A 17,962-nucleotide genomic window follows, 5' to 3' on the forward strand; every position below is an offset into this window, starting at 1 on the left:
AAAAAGACACAGAACTGACAGGATTTACAGGGAAATAGCCACAATTCCCACAATCCGCTCCTACAATGCGCCTATGCGAAATCCCGCTTTTTATCAGCGGATCAAAGCCAGATAGGCGGAGAGTGTTACCACCGAAATTACCGTCGAATAGAGAATGACGTTGGAGGTGATGGCCGCCTCGCGCCGGTAATGTTCGGCGAGCATGAAAGGGCCGGTGCCTGTCGGCAAGGCGGCGAGAAGGGCGGCACTTTCCGCCATCAGCGGCGGCAATCCGAAGACATACACCGCGAGCAGCCATGTGGTGAGCGGCTGGACGATCAGCTTGATCGACACGAGGAATGCAATGGCGTTGACGCTTTCGCGTTCGACCTTGCGCGATTGCGCGAGGAACAGGCCAAGCGCCACGAGCGCGCAGGGCGATGCTGCGCCGCCGAGCATTTTCAGGAAAGTTTCGGCAGGGGCAGGGATCGTCAGCCCGAGGAAAGAGAAAATCGCGCCAAGCGCCGGAGCAAAAAGCAGCGGATTGCGGATAAGCGAGCGGACGACTTTCCAGACGAGATGAAACGGCTTCTTCTCGGTTTGCAGGCCGATCTCGATCAGCACGATTGCAAAGGCGAAAGTCACGCAAACGGTGATGATGATGGAAATGGTGGTTGCGGCCAGAACGCCGGAACCGAAAGCGATCATCGACAGCGGAATGCCCATATAGCCGGTATTGGGATAGGCGGCATTGAGGCCGTCCAGCGCGGTGTCGGCAAGCGGCAGCTTTCCGCGCAGCCGCACCAGAAAGGGCAGGACGAAGGCGACGGCGCTGCTCAAGAGGAAGACGGCGATGAAGCCCGGTTGCCAGAGTTCGCTGCCATGGGTGTTGGCCATAATGTCGAACAGCAGCGCAGGCAGCGCCAGATAAACCACGAAGCGGTTCAGCTCTGCTATGGCGTGCGGTCCCAGTATTTTCAGCTTGAACGCCCCCCAGCCGGAAAAAATCAGCGCAAATACGGGCAGGACGACGATCAGGGTGGTGAGCATGAGGCAGGCATTCGCAGTCAGGGTGTCGGAAAGGAAAAGGCGCGGGGATTAGCCCGCGCCTTCATTGTGTGACTCAGAGCTTGTCCAGCAGCTCCTGGGTTGGCCAGGAATCGGCCGGCATGCCAAGCCGCATCTGTTCGGCGCGCACGGCATCGCGGGTCAGGAGACCGTAAACGCCGTCGATCTTCGCGCCCATATCATAGCCGCGCGCCTGAAGCTTGGTTTGCAGCTCCTTCATCTGATCCTGCGTCAGACCCGGAATTGGATTGCCGGGATCGAATGCAGGTGCACCCGCGAGGCGGGTCGCAAAATAGGCTGCGGTTGTGGCGTAGACGATGGATTTGTTCCATTCGACGAAGACGTCGAAATTCGCATAGGACAGGAAGGCCGGGCCCTTGCGGCCCAGCGGCAGCAGCAGCGAAGCATCGCCGTCATCCGGCCCAAGCGGACCCTTCAGGCCGGTCACTCCCTGCGCGGCCCACCAGGAGTGCGGCTTGCGGTTGGTGCGGATGGCTTCTTCCCAAGGCAAATCCTTGGTGATGCGCACTTCTTCCAGCCACGGCTGGCCGCGTTTCCAGCCAAGTTCCGAAATCATGCGACCGGCGGTCATCATGGCGTCGGGAACGCTGTTCTTCAGATCGACCTTGCCGTCACCGTCGCCATCGACGCCGCGCTCCAGATAATCCTTGGGCAGAAGCTGCATCATGCCGATTTCGCCAGCCCATGCGCCGGTCGTGCTCGCATCGACAACGCCCGTGTCGAACAGCTTGAGCAGCGCGATCAACTGCGGACGGAAAAGGTCCGGGCGGCGACAGTCGTAGGAAAGGGTAACAAGCGCATTCAGCGTGTCGAAATCGCCCTGAATCGCGCCGTAGTCGGTTTCAAGGCCCCAGAAGGCAGCGAGAACGGGACCCGGCACGCCATAGGTGTCTTCGACTTTCTTGAAGACATCGGCATATTTAACCAGATTTTCCTGGCCTTTTTTCAGGCGCGCTTCGGAGATGAGGCGCTTGGAAAATTCGGTGAAGGTCAGGTTGAAGACGGTCTGCTTGCGATCCCGGTCGAGCACCTTCTGTTCAAGCGAGGCCTTGTGCAGCTCGCTGATGCCCTTGTCGCCGACGCCAGCTTCACGCGCTTCCTTGGCCAGATTTTCGACCCACTGGCCGAGATCGGTTTCGCATTCGGGCTTGGGCATGTTCACGGCAGTTTCAGCCGGAGCCGCAGGTGCCGGAGACGCACTTGCGGTCTGCGCATGCGACACAGCGGTCGAAGCGAGCAGGGCGGCTGTCATGATGGAAGCAACAAACTTCATCGGTAACTCACACTATTTTGCAGGGCACAGGCTTGCCCTTCCGGGAATTGTTAAAGCTATTGCCCCAACAAGACCCGGAAATGAAGCAAAACTTGGTGCGATCAGCCAAACAGGCCCGTCTTAACGGCCCTTGTTGCTTTCCAGCCACTTTTTCCATGTGGCTGCGTCGCCCGCGAAGACATTGATATCCGCGTCGCCCTTGATGCCCGGAATGCTGCCCGTGCCGGTATATTGCCAGAAAGTCCACGGATGCGGGCCGTATTTTTCGTCCGGGTGGCCCGCGACCGAACGCAGCCAGAACGGATAGTCTGGAAGCTGGCGCAGGTCGTTATCGTCGAAGAAATCGACGGTCGTGTAGATGATCGGACGCTTGCCGTAATGCTTTTCGAGCGCTGAAAGGAAGATGCGCATTTCCTTGCGCACAACCGCTGCATTGGGCCGCAATTTGCAGGTCGGCGATTGCGGGTTCCATTCCATGTCGAGAACGGGCGGCAGTGCGGACGGATCGCGCGGTACGTTCTGGATGTACCAGCGTGCCTGTTCGATGGCCGGGCGGCAGAAATAATAGAAATGATAGGCGCTGCGTGGAATGCCTGCCTGACGCGTGCCGTTCCAGTGCTCGGCAAAGCGGTCATCGAGCCGGTCGCCGCCTTCCGTCGCCTTGATGAAGGCAAAGGAAATGCCGCTGGCGCGGACCGCGCTCCAGTCCACACTGGTCTGATATTTCGAAACGTCAGTGCCGTGGATCGGATAGTGCCAGGGCGTCTTGCCGGTCCAGTCATGCGGATCGCGGTCGCCGAAGCGCGGCGCCTTCACCGAACCCGATGGAGGTGGGATGCGGGCGACCGTACCGTTCTTTTTCACATCGGAAAAATCGTAATCCACTGTCGTACAGGCCGAAAGCAGAAAAACGCCCATGCAGGAGGCAAAGCAGGGGCCAAGAAAATTGCGGCTGGCCAGACGGCTCATGAGACGTTTCATGCAGGGTTTCCGGTGTCGCGAATCAGTCCCTACAACGGTTACGCGATCCGCACCCGGTCGTCACCAGCCTGTGGCGTTGTTGCTCCTAATTTTATGCAAAAGCCCGGATGACGGCGATCCACGCAAAGCCGTGATAAAGCACGCGGCGTTCCACTGTGAGGCCGCGTTCGGCAGCAAGCCGTTCGCACACGGCGAACATGTCCTGACGCGGCGTGACATGAAACCAGTCGAGCCATTTATAGAGCCCGCGCTTGAACCATCGGGGCAGGCGGCTTTGATCGCCGAAATCGACGATATGCAACTCGCCTTGTGGTGCCAGATGGCGAATGCTCTCGCGGATGACCGATTGCCATTGCGGGATCATCGATATGGCATAGGAAATGAAGATACGGTCGAAGCCTGTTTGATGGAAAAGCTGTTCGGGATCGAACTGCGCCGCATCGGCGCGTTCCAGCCGGGTGCGGCTTTCGATGCCCGCACGTTTGGCGGCACTGCGGGCCGTATCCAGCATTTCTGCTGAAATATCGATGCCATAGAGTTTTGCATCAGGGTAGTGTTCGGCCGTCTTGACGAGGTTGCGGCCCGTGCCGCAACCGATTTCCAGAACGCTGCCGCCTTCCGGCACATTGAGCGTCGCGATCATCTGGTCGCGGCCCAGCAGGTAATATTTGCGGGTCGCATCATAAAAGTGGCGCTGGCGGCGATAGACCCGGTCCATCAGCCGCGCATGACTTGCGCCCTGACTGTTGCCCTGCCTGCCTTCAGTATTTTGCAGCATGTCACGCGTCCTTCAGGACGTAAAGGTGAAAGCCGCCATAAATCGACGAGCGGTCGCGGTCATGCAATGCGCGGGATTCGTCTTCGCGGTATTCCCAGTGGTCGAGAATTTCCGGCGCGACGCGACCGGGCAGCAGGCTCGGCTCGGCGGCAGTGCGGAAAATCACGCGAGCGCCCGGTGCGGCAGTGCGTGTGATTTCGCTCCAGACGGCATTCAGCTGGCTGTCGTTCATCCAGTCTTGCGCGTCGAGAAGGATATAGCGATCCACCGATGCGGCGGGTTTGGCGGCCAGAAAGTCGGTGTAATTGGCGTTCTGCACCGTCATGCGGTCGGCGCGGGCGCGGACTGTTTCGAAATTGGCGCGCGACAGATAAGGCGGCAGCGGGCCGGTTTCTTCGTTGCCGCTATAGCCGCGTCCGAAAGCCTGCCAGGCAAAGTAGTTTTCCGTCAGCGGAAAGCCGCAGGCGAGCTTTTCAAGGCGGCTGCGCAGCACCTCGGCCATATTGCCGTTTCCGGCGGTGGCCAGCGCATCATATTGCTGGGGCGGAATGCCAAGACCGAACAGCGAGGATTTTCGTGCGGTTGCCCAGCGCACCATGCGTTTTTCCAACAAGGGCGCAAGTGCGGTGTCGAAGAAGCTGCGCTGTTCTTCCATGGTGCGCGATTTGAGAATATCGCGCGGATCAATGCCATAGAGCCGCGCCACGCGATGGCCCATGCCGATGAATACGCCGAGCAGGCCGTGACGGTAAAGATCGCGCCAGAAGATCGAAATGCGCTGGCGACCGTTCCACTTGCGCTTTTCCCAGTAAGCGCGGCTTTCGGCATCAAGATGCGGACGCACGAAGCGCTTATAGGCAGCCAGATTGGTCTTGTCGTCAGCTTTGCCATAGAAGCGGTAAAAGGCGCTGTAATCTGGCAGGTTCTTGAGCGCGGCCAGCTTCAGCCGGTTGAAGGCGACATGAGCCTCGTTGAGATCAACGGCCTCGACGCGGGCGGGATCGGCGGTGAGATAGGAAAGCGCGTTACAGCCGCCAGACGCGATAGTGACGATGCGATGACCGGGCTGAATGGCGAGGGCCGCCATGTCCACATCCGGATCTTCCCAGATTTGCGGATAGACCAGCCCCTTAAAGAGCCAGGCAAACAACCGTTCCGAAAAACCCGCGCGGGAAAGCGCATGGTTCTGAGTTACTGCACGCTTCAGAATAGTACCGTCGGCTGATTGGTCGGCCATGAATTCCCCTTTGGGACGAATCCCGTGCTTGGTTTCAAAAAAGTTAAACACTGGGCATGACATCGCTGTGACATAGGGGATTGACGGATTAATGATCGCTTCTGACTGGGAAATGCGGGATTAAGTGTCTGCAATATTGGCGTTTTATTACGGACAGTAAGACTAATTGAGAGAACCTTTCCTTTGGTCTGCCGTTTTCTTCTGTGACGGTGGGTATCGACAGGAGTTCTGTGCCTGATCCAACCGCAAAAGTGCCCGACCGGTAAGAAGCCGGATGGACACGAAGAAAGCTATGAAAAGAGCAGAGGGGTGTCTGCGCAAACTGCGCCATGCTCAACAGGGATAAGCTCGGATCGAGCAACCCACGCTAGGAAGGAGAGCCAAAATGAAGAAGTTTCTGATTACATCTGTTGCCGCTGTATCGCTTCTGGGCCTTGCCGCCTGCAACGACAAGAAGGATGACGGCGCAAGCAACGCTCCGGCACCGGCCCCGACGACGCCGGCCGCACCTTCGAACAATGATACGAACACCACGCCTGCAACACCGGCTCCGGCAAATCCGGGCACGGGTACGGGCGGTACCGGTACTGCGCCTGCTAATTAAGCCCGGGTGCTATTTTGTATCAATAAAGCGCGGGCAAGTTACGGCTGGTGAGCTGTCATAGACCCGTGTGGTAAACGTCATACGAATGGCGATCCGGGAAACTGGATCGCCATTTGTCCCAGAAGGAAGTGTAATGCATGAACGATCCCGCGGCATTTTACGGGAAAGACGGCGCGCAAGCGATTTCCGTGTTTAAACGCAGGCTATCTTCGGTTATGGCTTTGGTCATGAACCGTAACACCCTGTTTTTCGTTGCCGCCATTGTTCTGGTTGCGCTTGCTGCTTGCGGCAAGGGCAACGAGGAAAAGGCTGCCGCTCCGGCGCAGGACGGCGCTGCTGTTTCCCAGCCTGCCGCACCAGCGGAAGGCGCATCGGAAAAAGAGGGGCCAGATCTGGTCAAGGCACTGCGCGAGAACGCCGGTGTGACCACGCCCGAGGAACAGGCGGCTGCCATCGAACGCGCCCGCACCAATGCCGAATCCGCCGCAAAGGCTGTCGGGCAAAATGCCGAGCAGGCCCAAGCCGCCGGAGAAGCTGCTGCCGCGACGGCACAACGCTCCTTCAATGAACGCCAGAACGCCGTTCAATCCAATTAATTGGGAACGGCGTTCTCCTTTTTTGGTTTACACCATAACAGTTCAGGGCATTTCTTATCACAGACCGGTGATAAGCGCATATAAATCATTGTTTTTTCGACTTCGCTTCATGCAGGCGGTTTCCAGCCGCGACGGAATTTTGTAGAAAAGCCCCATGTCGATTTGGGTTCGCATCGGTGAGTTTGTGGCGTCAGTGACGTCGAACGCCATTACAGGCGTTATCGAGGCTGTGCGCACCGTTTTTGAAGGCGATGCCGATACGCGCAGGCGGGTGGCCTTCTCGATTGCCATGATCGCGCTCTCCGCAAAAATGGCGAAGGCCGACGGCGTGGTCACGCAGGACGAGATACGCGCTTTCCAGGATATTTTTGCGGTGCCGCAGGAAGAAACCGCGCATGTCGCCCGGCTTTACGATCTGGCCAAGCAGGATGTGGCGGGTTTCGAAAGCTATGCGCGCCAGCTGGCCGGACTTTGTCAGGAAGGCCAGACCGAGTGCCATCTACTGGAAGATATTCTCGACGGACTGTTTCATATCGCCAAGGCGGATGGCTATGTCCATGAAAAGGAATTGGCATTTCTAACCGAAGTCGCCGGTATTTTCGGCTTTGACGAGGTTGCCTTCGACCGCATCGCGATCCGGCATGTGCAGCGTGGCGAGGGCGATCCTTATGCCATTCTGGGTCTTGAACGCGGGGTGTCGTTCGATACTGCGCGCAGCCGCTACCGTTCGCTGGTCAAGCAGCACCATCCCGACCGGCTGGTTGCCGAAGGTTTGCCGCTCGAATTTATTGCTATTGCCAATGCGCGCCTTGCTGCCATAAACGCGGCTTGGGCGAGCATAGAAAAGCATTTGGAGGCTGCGTGATGCAGACGTCGAGCGAGGCAACCGGATTTCAGGATGAGGAATTGGCGGAACTGGCGCTGGAAAAGCCCGATTTTCCCGATGCCACGCTCGATCCTTCGCCCAATTTCGGTCCGCGCCGCGACGGCAAGACGCCGGTTTTTCTGATCCAGCATTACACCGGCCTTGCGACCGCGCAGGAGGCGATCGACATTCTGAAATCGCCCGAAATGCAGGTCTCGGCTCACTATCTCGTTCTAGAGGACGGGAAGGTGTTGCAGATGGTTTCGGAAAAGGCCCGCGCCTGGCATGCGGGCAAGAGCTTCTGGAAGGGCGAGACCGACATCAATTCGGCATCTATCGGCATCGAAATCGTCAATCCAGGCGTTCTGCAAGACTATCCGCCGTTTAAGGATGCGCAGATCGAGGCGGTGATCCGTCTCAGCCGCGATATTTGTGCACGCCACGCCATCGCGCCGGAAAACGTGCTGGCGCATTCGGACATCGCACCGGCGCGCAAGACCGATCCCGGCCAGAGCTTTCCGTGGAAACGTCTGCATGAGGCGGGTGTCGGGCATTATGTGGAGCCGACGCCGATCCGCGGCGGACGGTTTTTGGCGCGGGGCGAACAGGGGCAGCCGGTGGAGGCTTTGCAGTCGATGCTGGCGCTCTACGGCTATGGAATTGAGATCACCGGTATCTTCGATGAAGCCACGGAAATCGTGGTTAAGGCATTTCAGCGTCACTTTCGGCCACAAAATGTAGACGGTGTTGCCGATGTTTCTACCATAGATACCCTCTACAGGCTGATTTTTTCCCTGCAAAATGTTACCGCCTGATCAAGCAGTATCCATCGGGCGTCTTTCGCAATTTAATTAGAATTTCGTTCAAAATTTCAAAAATTTAGCCGAATCGCCTTTTAGACCTCGCTTAAGTGACGGGGCGTCGACTCACGTCCGATTGAGTCGGTTTTGTTACAACCTGTAAGACGATTTTACTTTTGCAACCAATCTTCGGCTGCATTTCCCCTTCAGATCATCGATCAATCCCAGCGGAAATGGGCCTCGAGAGCTCATACCGGACGGGACCCGAATAAACGGATCGTCTCCCCCCAAGACGGGCGGTCCCCCATAAGAAACGTTCCAAGACGGTAGGTTATGAAAGTAAAATTTGTTATTGTTAGCGCCCTTGTTGGCGCGATGAGTTCGTTTGGCCTGAATCCGGCGCTTAGCGCCCCTGCAAGTGAACCAACCAACCTCGCAGCACTTCTCAAGGCGCGTCAGCAGAACAAAGTTGCTGAGGCCGACAAGGCGAAGCCTTCGGTCAAAAAGGCGTCCGTCATCACCAACCGCGCAGCCCCCGCAGGCAAGGGTTCGCGTTCCGGTTCGTCCAAGTCCGGTGGTGCCAGCCGTTCGGTCAAGAGCGGCAGCGGCTACTCACAGATCATCAACCGCTACGCTTCCACTTATGGCGTGCCGTCCTCGCTCGCTCATGCGGTCGTGCGTCACGAAAGCAATTTCCAGCCGAATGTGCGCGGTGCTGCAGGCGAAATCGGCCTGATGCAGATCAAGCTCTCGACGGCGCGCGCCATGGGCTATTCCGGCTCGGCCAAGGGGCTTTATGAGCCTGCCACGAACATCCAGTACGGCATGAAATACCTCGCCATGGCCCAGAAGCTTGGCGGCGGCAGCACCTGCGGCACGATCCTGAAATACAATGCCGGTCATGGTGCAAAGCGCATGAACCCGATCTCTGCGAAATATTGCAGCTCGGTGAAGGCATATATGGCCGGACTTTAAGCATCGCTTTTGGAGTTCGCTCCAGAATTTGCGTCGGCGGTTGCGTAGAGTTTCAAGCCGTTTGATGTGAACGAAAAGCCGGTAGCGGTTTTGCTACCGGCTTTTTTGTTGCTTTTTCGGGCAGAAGCGAATTTATACGCGGTGTCAGTCGGTCGGGCAGCCGCGCTTGTCATATGCCGAAAGGCGGCAGGTGAGGAAAGTCCGGGCTCCAGGGAAACACGGTGCCGGGTAACGCCCGGCGGGGGTGACCCCAGGGATAGTGCCACAGAAAGTAAACCGCCTCGTCTTCCGTATCGTTGTGCAGAAGCTGCAACGACAGGGATGACGAGGTAAGGGTGAAAGGGTGGGGTAAGAGCCCACCGCGTCTGCAGCAATGCAGACGGCACGGTAAACCCCACCGGGAGCAAAACCGAATAGGGACGGCGCGCCGGTTCGCAAGGACCGGCAATCGGTTTCCGGATCAGTCGTCCGGGTGGGTTGCAAGAGGCGGGTGGCAACATCCGTCCCAGATGAATGGCTGCCACGTCGGGCGAAAGCCCGGCCATACAGAACCCGGCTTACAGACCGGCTGACACTTCTTCGATAGCGAAAAAGCCCGGCTTTGAGCCGGGCTTTTTGCTTGTGCGCAGTTGCTTGGGAGGCGTTGCGCGGATCCTTCATTTTAACGCGCATCTTTTCCGAAAACCGTTTCACATTTTTCGGGATGCGCTGGATTAATCAGATCGGTACGCCGGTGAAGAAGTCATAGATGAGCTTCAGGTTCAAAACGACGATGATAACGGCAGTGATGGCAGCCAGAAGCGTGACCCAGCGCGGCGCGACCAGCGAGCCCATCTTCTTCTTTTCCGCCGTGAACATGACCAGCGGAATGACCGCGAAGGGCAATTGCAGGCTGAGTACAACTTGCGACAGGATCAGGAGTTCCGTCGTGCCCTGCGAACCGTACATGATCGTCACGACGGCGGCGGGCACAATGGCCACAAAGCGGGTGATGGCGCGGCGCAGCCACGGCTTCAACCGGATACGGATAAAGCCTTCCATGACGATCTGCCCCGCCATGGTGGCGGTGATGGTCGAATTCAGGCCGCAGCACAGAAGCGCGATGGCAAAAAGCGTGGGGGCAAGCGATGATCCGAGCAGCGGGTTGAGCAGGGCATGCGCCTTGTCCAGATCTTCCACGCCGGTATTGCCGGTCGCGTTGAAGCTGGCTGCGGCGAGGATCAGGATCGATGCGTTGACCAGCAGGGCGAATGTCAGCGCGATGGTGGAATCAAGCGTCGAATAGCGGATGGCTTCGCGCTTTTCAGCGGTCGTATGCCCATAGTCGCGGGTCTGCACGATGCCCGAATGCAGATAGAGATTATGCGGCATGACCGTCGCACCGATAATGCCGAGCGCTATATAAAGCATGTCCGGGTTGCGGATGATCTCGACCGTTGGCGCAAATCCGAGAATGACCTCGTTCCATTTCGGCTGCGCCATCAGGATCTGGATCAGGAAACAGAGCGCGATGACGGCCAGAAGCGTCATGATGAGCGCCTCGACGCGGCGGAAACCCTTATTTTGCAGATAGAGCACCAAAAGCACGTCGGCGGCGGTGATAATGACACCGAGTTCGAGCGGAATGCCGAACAGAAGATTGAGGCCTATGGCCGTACCGATAACTTCGGCAAGATCGGTGGCGCAGATCGCCAGTTCCGCCAGCAGCCAGAGCGGCCAGGCGAGAAAACGGGGATAGGCATCGCGGCAGGCCTGCGCCAAATCGCGGCCAGTCGCGATTGCGAGCCGTGTGCAGAGCGCCTGCAACAAAACGGCCATCAGGTTGGACAGCAGCACGACCGACAGCAGCGCATAGCCGAAGCGGGAACCACCGGCGAGCGAGGTCGCCCAGTTGCCGGGGTCCATATAGCCGACGGCGACCAGATAGCCAGGGCCGACAAAGGCCATGGCCCTGCGAAAGCGCGACCCGGAGCGGTTGACCGCCACGGAGCGATGAACATCGGACATTGAAGCTTCGCCGCGATCCCGCCGCCAGCCTTCAAAAGTGACGTCATGACCTTCGGAGGGGCCCGCTCCATGGGGTGTCATGCTAAATACCTTTATTACCAATATGCACTTGCAAACTATTTGCATTTAATAATGGCAGACGGGTGACGCGTCAATAGGGGGAGGAGGGAGGGCAGTAGGGCAGTAGGGGAATAGGGGGATAGGGGGATAGGGGAATAGGGGAATAGGGGAATAGGGGAATAGGGTAGGAACTCGTAGCCCCGAAAAAAACGCTTGCGCTGAAGAAGCGCCCGCGATCCTCTTCCCTTACTCCCTTACTCCCTTACTCCCTTACTCCCTTACTCCCTTACTCCCTTACTCCCTTACTCCCTTACTCCCCTCAATATTCCTGTGCGCTCATGTAAAGGATAACGCTTCATTAAGCTTAATATCCGATAACTGACGAACGAATCCGTCATGGCGACAAATGGTCGGAATCCGCAGACAGAAAACAGGATAGCGGGGGCAACTCCCGGGAAAGGAACGGAATGATGGCGAGCCTCGGCGGAGACAAATCTCAAGCCGAAGGGGCTGAAGTCCGTCACGTTCCGGTGTTGATCTCCGAGGTGATTGACGCTCTCAAGCCCAAGCCCGGCGAAGTCATCGTCGACGGCACCTTTGGGGCAGGCGGCTACACCCGTCGCATATTGGACGAGGGCGCCGAAGTGATCGCGATCGACCGCGATCCGACGGCCATCGAAGCCGGACGCGCCATCGAAAAGCAGTTTCCAGGGCGTCTGCATCTGGTGGAAAGCCGGTTTTCGGCACTGGATTCAGCCGTTGCGCAAGTGAAGGGAGCAGGCAGCAAAGTGGATGGCGTTGTGCTCGATATCGGTGTTTCGTCGATGCAGATCGATGAAGCCGAGCGCGGCTTCTCCTTCCAGAAGGACGGGCCGCTCGACATGCGCATGTCCAGCAAAGGTCCCAGCGCTGCCGATGTTGTTAATCGCCTGAAGATGGGCGATCTGGCGCGCATTTTCAATTTCCTCGGTGAGGAGCGTCATGCAGGGCGCATCGCGCGGATGATCGAGAAGCGCCGCGAGGCGCAGCCGTTCACCCGCACGCTTGATCTCGCCAATGCGATTGAAACGCTGGTCGGTCGTAATCCCAAAGTGCCTATCCATCCTGCGACGCGCGTGTTTCAGGCATTGCGCATCTACGTGAATGATGAGTTGGGTGAACTGGCCCGCGCATTGCTGGCAGCCGAACAGGTTTTAAAGCCCGGCGGTCGGCTGGTGGTGGTGACGTTCCATTCGCTCGAAGACCGCATGGTGAAGCGCTATTTCGCGGATCGTGCAGGCGGCAGTGCGGGTTCGCGGCATATGCCCGAAACCCATGTGCGCCATCCAAGTTTCACGCCCGCCGTTAAGGGCGCTGTCGGGCCGACGCCGGAAGAAGAAGCCCGCAATCCACGTGCGCGCTCGGCGAAGCTGCGCGCAGGAGTGCGGACTGATAATCCGTCGCTTGAAGATGATCTTTCGCTGTTCGGGCTTCCCAAACTGCCTGAAACGCATGAACTAAGCCGGAGTTGAACGAGTGCTGCGTACTTTCGATCTCATCATGATTGCGGCGATGTTGGTGGCAGCGGCTGTCACCTACACCATCAAGTATGACGCGGAAAAGCAGATCGCGGTCATTGCCAAGCTGACGCGTCAGATCAATTCCGAGCGCGACACGATCACGCTGCTGCGCGCCGACTGGGCGCTCATGACCCAGCCGGGCCGTCTGCAAAGCCTGACGGGCGTTTATGAAAAAGAACTGAACCTGCAGCCCATCGTGGCCGAGCAGCTCATTTTGAGCGCCGGTGACATTCCGGAGCGTCCGTTGGACGACATTCAGAAAATCATCTCCGGCACCGATGAACTGGTGGCAAGCGGCGTCCTCGAACAGGACAAGATCACGACCGGCAGCGTCAAGAAGAGCGGGGCAAAGCACTGATCATGCGGCTGAAACTCGGTCTTTCAAAAAAGAAAAAGCAGGATATGATGGACGGCATGGAGCCGGTCGGCGATGAAAAGCTGGCTGGCAACATGGCTTTTGTCGGGTCGCGTAAAAAGCACGGCAATCGTGCGCGCAACCGTTTGTGGATGGCGATTGCCTGCTTCGTCGGCATTTATGGCGTGATAGGCGGCAAGCTCGTCTATTTCGGCATGATTGGCGGTGAGGACGAAGATGCTTCCGGTCCAGCCGTGCAGCAGCTTGCCTCGCGCCCGGATATTCTGGATCGCAACGGCGAAATTCTCGCGACCGATATCAACACCGCTTCGCTCTACGCCGAACCGCGCAAGATCGTCGATCCCGACGAAACCATCGAAATGCTCTCCACGGTGCTACCCGATCTCGATTGGGAGGCGACCTATAAGCGCCTCAAGAGCGGCGCGGGCTTTGTCTGGGTCAAGCGCGGCCTGACGCCGAAGCAGCAGAGCCAGATCATGGCGCTGGGCGTTCCGGGCATCGGTTTCCGCACCGAAAAGCGCCGCTTCTATCCGGGCGGTCCTACCGCATCCCACATTCTCGGTCTGGTCAATGTCGATAATCAGGGCATTGCCGGTATGGAAAAATATATCGACAGCCAGGGCCTGACCGATCTCCGTCTTGCCGGTCTTGCGACCGGTCAGTCGCTGGAGCCGGTGCGTCTGTCCATCGATATTCGCGTGCAGCACATCATGCGCGACGTTCTGGTCAAGGCCATGGAGCGCTATCGCGCCATTGCTGCCGGCGCCGTTGTTCTCAACATCAAGACCGGCGAAGTGATCGCCATGGCCTCGGTGCCGGATTTCGATCCGAACAACCCGGTCAATGCGCTCGACAAGGATCGCCTCAACCGCATGTCGGCGGGCACCTATGAAATGGGCTCGACTATCAAGACCTTCACGACGGCGATGGCGCTCGATTCCGGCAAGTTCACCTTGCAGTCGAAGCTCGATGCGACGCGTCCGCTGGTGTTCGGTCGCCAGACCATCCGCGACTTCCACGGCAAGGGCCGCTGGCTGACGCTGCCGGAAGTCTTCATCTATTCGTCGAACATCGGTTCCGGTCGCGAAGCCGATGCCGTCGGCATCGAAGGCCACCGCGCCTTCCTCAAGAAGATGGGTCTTCTTGACCGCATGCAGACGGAATTGCCGGAAGTGGCGCGTCCCGTTGAGCCGCGCGTCTGGAAGAAGGTCCATTCGATGACCATCTCGTTCGGTCACGGCATGATGACGACCCCGTTGCAGACTGCGGTGGGTGCGGCAGCGTTGATGAACGGTGGCAAGCTGTTCAACCCGACCTTCCTGATGCGTTCTCAGGCTGAGACCGTCGCGCTGGGAGAGAAGCAGGTCGTTCATCCACAAGTTTCTGCTGATATGCGTTATCTCTACCGCCTCAATGCCACGGCGCCGGGCGGTTCGGGCAAGCGCGCAGCCGTTCCGGGCTATCGTGTCGGTGGAAAGACGGGTACGGCTGAAAAGGTGGTTCACGGTCGCTATTCGAAGGATTCGCGCTTTAACGCCTTCCTTGCCGCGTTTCCGATCGAAGATCCGGCCTATGTGGTGCTGACCATCATCGACGAGCCGAAGCCGGAACAGGGCAAATTCGGCGCGACCGCGGGCTTCAATGCTGCGCCGATGGTCTATGAAATCATCAGTCGCTCGGCATCCTTCCTCGGGGTCAAACCGAACTTCGAACTGGATGCGCTACCGGCAACTGTTAGCAATGTAAGCGGCGGGCCTGATTTAAAACAGGAATTGCCGCCAGCAATGGTTTCCAACGAATACGACTGATTCGTGTGGTGCAGCTTCAGGCCGCGAGGCCACTTTGGGTACGACGCAACGGAATTTGGATTTGATTGCCATGAAACTGAAGGAAATCGCTCTTTTTAAGGAACTGGCCTCCGGCAATGACGGTGAGGTTGAAATCACGGGCGTTACCTCGGATTCCCGCAAGGTCGAACGCGGTTTTCTCTTTGCCGCGCTGAAAGGCGTGAAGGCGGATGGAGCGGCATTCGCTGCGGATGCGATCAAACGCGGCGCTGCCGCCGTCATCGCCGCCAAGGATGCAACCATCGCCGATGCGGGCGTGCCAGTCTTGCATGTAGACGATCCGCGTCATGCGCTGGCCACCGCTGCGGCGCAGTTCTATGGCAAGCAGCCTGAAATCATGGTTGCCGTTACGGGCACGAGCGGCAAAACCTCCGTTGCTTCCTTCACGCGTCAGATATGGGCCTATGCAGGCTTCCCCGCTGCAAACATCGGCACGACAGGCGTGTTTTCGCCGACCCGCAGCGACTATAATTCGCTGACGACGCCCGATCCGGTGGAGTTGCAGCGCGTTCTGACCGAACTTGCCGATGAAGGCGTGACCCATGCCGCGATGGAAGCTTCTTCGCACGGGCTGGACCAGCGCCGTCTCGACGGCGTGAAACTCGCCGCTGGCGCCTTTACCAATCTTGGCCGCGACCATATGGATTATCACGCGACCATCGAAGAATATCTCGGCGCGAAAATGCGCCTGTTCGATACGCTGCTGCCGAAGGGTGCGCCTGCGATCATCTTTTCGGACGATCATTTCTCGCAACAGGCCATCGATGCGGCGACCGCTGCCGGTTGTGACGTGAAGACCGTCGGCCGCAAGGGCAGTTTCATCAATCTGAAGCGCGTCGAGCATGAGCGATTCCGCCAGCATGTGGAAGTGCGCATCGGCGACGAAATCTTTGAAATCGAGCTGCCGCTGGCCGGTGATTTCCAGGTGGCGAATGCGCTGGTCGCAGCCGGTCTCGCTATGGTTACGGGCGTGCCCGCTGCCGCCGCCATGCGCGCTCTGGAACGCCTGAAGGGCGCGCCGGGCCGTCTCGATCTGGTGGGTGCAACGGAAGACGGCGCACCGGCCTATGTCGATTATGCGCATAAGCCGGAAGCGCTTGAAAATGTTCTGACTTCGGTTCGCCCATTCACCACGGGCCGCGTGATTGTCGTGTTCGGTTGCGGCGGTGACCGTGACAAGGGCAAGCGCCCGATCATGGGCGAAATCGCCTCGCGTCTTGCCGATGTGGTGATCGTCACGGACGACAATCCGCGTTCGGAAGTGCCGGCGCAGATTCGCTCCGAGATCATGGCCGCGGCAACCGGAGCGACCGAAATCGGCGATCGCCGCGAAGCGATCTTCACGGCTGTGTCCATGATGATGCCGGGCGACACGCTGGTGGTTGCGGGCAAGGGACATGAGGAAGGCCAGATCGTTGGCAACATCACCTTGCCGTTCTCCGATCATGCGGAAGTCGCAGCCGCACTGGCTGCCCGTCTTGAGGAGCGTCAGGGATGAAAGACTGGCTGTGGTCATCGGCTGATATGGTTGAGGCCATGGGAGGCAGGCCCTTCGGCAAGCTCCCTAAAGGCATCACCGGCATTTCCATCGACAGCCGCACGCTGAAGCCCGGCGAGGCTTTTTTGCCATCAAGGGCGACCTGTTCGACGGCCACGACTTTGCCACGGCGGCAATGGCGGCTGGCGCAGGTCTTCTGGTGGTGGCTGAGCATCGCCTGCCTGCTTTCGGCAATCTGAAAGTGCCGATGATCGTCGTGGAAGACGTGCTTGAAGCGCTGACCAAGCTGGGCATTGCATCGCGTGCGCGCTCGAAGGCCCAGATCATCGCGGTGACGGGTTCGGTCGGCAAGACGACGACCAAGGAAGCGCTGCGCCATGTCCTGTCCGGCGTTGGCAAGGTTCATGCCTCGGTCGCATCCTTCAACAATCATTGGGGCGTGCCGCTGACGCTCGCTCGCATGCCAGCCGATACCGATTACGGTGTGTTCGAAATCGGCATGAACCATCATGACGAAATTCGTCCGCTGGTGAAGATGGTGCGCCCGCATGTGGCGCTGATCACGCTGATCGCGCCCGCGCATCTTGGCCATTTCGCCAATCTGGAAGAAATCGCGGTCGCCAAGGCCGAGATTTTCGAAGGCATCGTACCGGGCGGCTATGCGCTGCTCAACCGTGACGACAAGCGTTTCAAGCAGTTGGAAGAACTGGCGGAGAAAGCTGGCGTCGAGCATATTTCAACCTTTGGCGAAAATGCGCGCGCCGATTATCGCCTGCGCGAAGTCAAGCTGCACCCGACATGCTCCTGCATGACGGTGAAGATCGGCAATCACGAAGCCGTCGTGAAGGTCAGCATACCGGGCCGTCATATCGTGCAGAACATGCTGGCCGTCCTTGGCGCTTGCGATCTCGTCGGCGCCGATCTCGCCAAGGTGACGATGGCGATGGCGACCCTTTCAGCAGAAGGCGGGCGCGGCGCACAGCATGTGCTGCAACATCCCGATGGCGGCACATTCACGCTGATCGACGAAAGTTATAATGCCAATCCGACCTCCATGCGTGCGGCGCTGGCATTGCTCCAGTCGTCCAAGCCGGAAGGTCCTAAGGGACGGCGCATCGCCGTTCTCGGCGACATGCTGGAACTCGGTCGTCAGTCGGGCAAGCTGCATGCCGACCTCGCACGTCCGATCGTGGATGCCGAAGTCAGTTCACTTTTTATCGGTGGCCCTGAAATGTCGGTGCTTAAAAACGCCTTGCCGGTTGAAATTCACACCGAATACAGGCAGAGCACCGATGAATTACTGCCGCTGGTGATAAAGGCGGTCCGTCCCGGCGATGTCGTCATGGTGAAATCGTCCAAGGGAATCGGCTTCTCCAAAATCGTCAAGGCTTTCACTGCCCAGTTTCCGCCGGTCGAGCCGGCGGAATAGGCGATGGTC

Annotated in this window: 14 protein-coding genes, 1 other RNA gene and 2 pseudogenes; 11 read left to right on the forward strand and 6 right to left on the reverse strand. The window is 58.5% G+C overall.

The features are described from left to right. Positions 1-93: 93 nt before the first annotated feature. The 5 genes from QLQ11_RS01060 to QLQ11_RS01080 all read right to left on the reverse strand — a co-directional run bounded on the left by QLQ11_RS01060 (position 94) and on the right by QLQ11_RS01080 (position 5,337). On the reverse strand, positions 94-1,029 hold the full coding sequence (locus tag QLQ11_RS01060) for an AEC family transporter (protein ID WP_121536416.1): 936 nt from the start codon (positions 1,027-1,029) through the stop codon (positions 94-96). A 73-nt stretch (positions 1,030-1,102) separates the two neighbouring features. Then, positions 1,103-2,341: a lytic murein transglycosylase gene (locus QLQ11_RS01065; RefSeq protein ID WP_109369427.1), complete on the reverse strand. Its 1,239-nt coding sequence runs from the start codon at positions 2,339-2,341 to the stop codon at positions 1,103-1,105. A gap of 120 nt (positions 2,342-2,461) precedes the next feature. After that, entirely contained in the window at positions 2,462-3,310 is an 849-nt protein-coding gene (locus QLQ11_RS01070; RefSeq protein WP_109370266.1) for a GH25 family lysozyme, read from the reverse strand. 103 nt (positions 3,311-3,413) lie between these two features. Further along, positions 3,414-4,100, reverse strand: a complete 687-nt coding sequence (locus QLQ11_RS01075) for a class I SAM-dependent methyltransferase (RefSeq protein WP_109369426.1) — start codon at positions 4,098-4,100, stop codon at positions 3,414-3,416. 1 nt (position 4,101) lies between these two features. Continuing rightward, positions 4,102-5,337: a DUF3419 family protein gene (locus QLQ11_RS01080; RefSeq protein ID WP_283735919.1), complete on the reverse strand. Its 1,236-nt coding sequence runs from the start codon at positions 5,335-5,337 to the stop codon at positions 4,102-4,104. A 385-nt stretch (positions 5,338-5,722) separates the two neighbouring features. On the opposite strand from QLQ11_RS01080, the gene QLQ11_RS01085 reads away from it, so the two are divergent. The 6 genes and pseudogenes from QLQ11_RS01085 to rnpB all read left to right on the forward strand — a co-directional run bounded on the left by QLQ11_RS01085 (position 5,723) and on the right by rnpB (position 9,753). Then, on the forward strand, positions 5,723-5,941 hold the full coding sequence (locus QLQ11_RS01085) for a hypothetical protein (protein ID WP_109369424.1): 219 nt from the start codon (positions 5,723-5,725) through the stop codon (positions 5,939-5,941). A gap of 144 nt (positions 5,942-6,085) precedes the next feature. Continuing rightward, positions 6,086-6,537 (forward strand): annotated as a pseudogene (locus QLQ11_RS01090) (antifreeze protein). A gap of 154 nt (positions 6,538-6,691) precedes the next feature. Then, a complete protein-coding gene (locus QLQ11_RS01095; RefSeq protein ID WP_109369422.1) occupies positions 6,692-7,402 on the forward strand; it encodes a DnaJ family molecular chaperone in 711 nt (236 codons plus the stop codon). After that, positions 7,402-8,217: an N-acetylmuramoyl-L-alanine amidase gene (locus tag QLQ11_RS01100; protein ID WP_109369421.1), complete on the forward strand. Its 816-nt coding sequence runs from the start codon at positions 7,402-7,404 to the stop codon at positions 8,215-8,217. The genes QLQ11_RS01095 and QLQ11_RS01100 overlap by 1 nt, the downstream gene beginning before the upstream one ends. 318 nt (positions 8,218-8,535) lie before the next feature. After that, positions 8,536-9,177, forward strand: a complete 642-nt coding sequence (locus QLQ11_RS01105) for a lytic transglycosylase domain-containing protein (RefSeq protein ID WP_109369420.1) — start codon at positions 8,536-8,538, stop codon at positions 9,175-9,177. 144 nt (positions 9,178-9,321) lie between these two features. Next, an RNA gene (rnpB, locus tag QLQ11_RS01110) (RNase P RNA component class A) lies at positions 9,322-9,753 on the forward strand. A gap of 141 nt (positions 9,754-9,894) precedes the next feature. Here the strand turns inward: rnpB and QLQ11_RS01115 are convergent. Beyond that, positions 9,895-11,265: an Nramp family divalent metal transporter gene (locus QLQ11_RS01115; RefSeq protein ID WP_109369419.1), complete on the reverse strand. Its 1,371-nt coding sequence runs from the start codon at positions 11,263-11,265 to the stop codon at positions 9,895-9,897. Positions 11,266-11,711: 446 nt separating this feature from the next. Here QLQ11_RS01115 and rsmH point away from each other — a divergent pair, with 446 nt between their 5' ends. The 5 genes and pseudogenes from rsmH to QLQ11_RS01140 all read left to right on the forward strand — a co-directional run bounded on the left by rsmH (position 11,712) and on the right by QLQ11_RS01140 (position 17,953). Then, positions 11,712-12,755, forward strand: coding sequence for a 16S rRNA (cytosine(1402)-N(4))-methyltransferase RsmH (gene rsmH / locus QLQ11_RS01120; RefSeq protein WP_171318237.1), 1,044 nt, complete (start codon positions 11,712-11,714; stop codon positions 12,753-12,755). Positions 12,756-12,759: 4 nt separating this feature from the next. Further along, positions 12,760-13,161: a hypothetical protein gene (locus QLQ11_RS01125; protein WP_109369417.1), complete on the forward strand. Its 402-nt coding sequence runs from the start codon at positions 12,760-12,762 to the stop codon at positions 13,159-13,161. 2 nt (positions 13,162-13,163) lie between these two features. Next, positions 13,164-14,987: a penicillin-binding protein 2 gene (locus QLQ11_RS01130; protein WP_109369416.1), complete on the forward strand. Its 1,824-nt coding sequence runs from the start codon at positions 13,164-13,166 to the stop codon at positions 14,985-14,987. Positions 14,988-15,051: 64 nt separating this feature from the next. Continuing rightward, complete coding sequence (locus QLQ11_RS01135) at positions 15,052-16,524, forward strand: UDP-N-acetylmuramoyl-L-alanyl-D-glutamate--2,6-diaminopimelate ligase (protein ID WP_109370265.1); 1,473 nt, start codon at positions 15,052-15,054, stop codon at positions 16,522-16,524. Next, a pseudogene (locus tag QLQ11_RS01140) lies at positions 16,521-17,953 on the forward strand (UDP-N-acetylmuramoylalanyl-D-glutamyl-2,6-diaminopimelate--D-alanyl-D-alanine ligase). The gene QLQ11_RS01135 and the pseudogene QLQ11_RS01140 overlap by 4 nt, the downstream one beginning before the upstream one ends. Positions 17,954-17,962 lie beyond the last annotated feature (9 nt).

Origin of the sequence: Ochrobactrum sp. SSR (genome assembly GCF_030067775.1) — a bacterium.
GTDB classification, from domain to species: domain Bacteria; phylum Pseudomonadota; class Alphaproteobacteria; order Rhizobiales; family Rhizobiaceae; genus Brucella; species Brucella teleogrylli.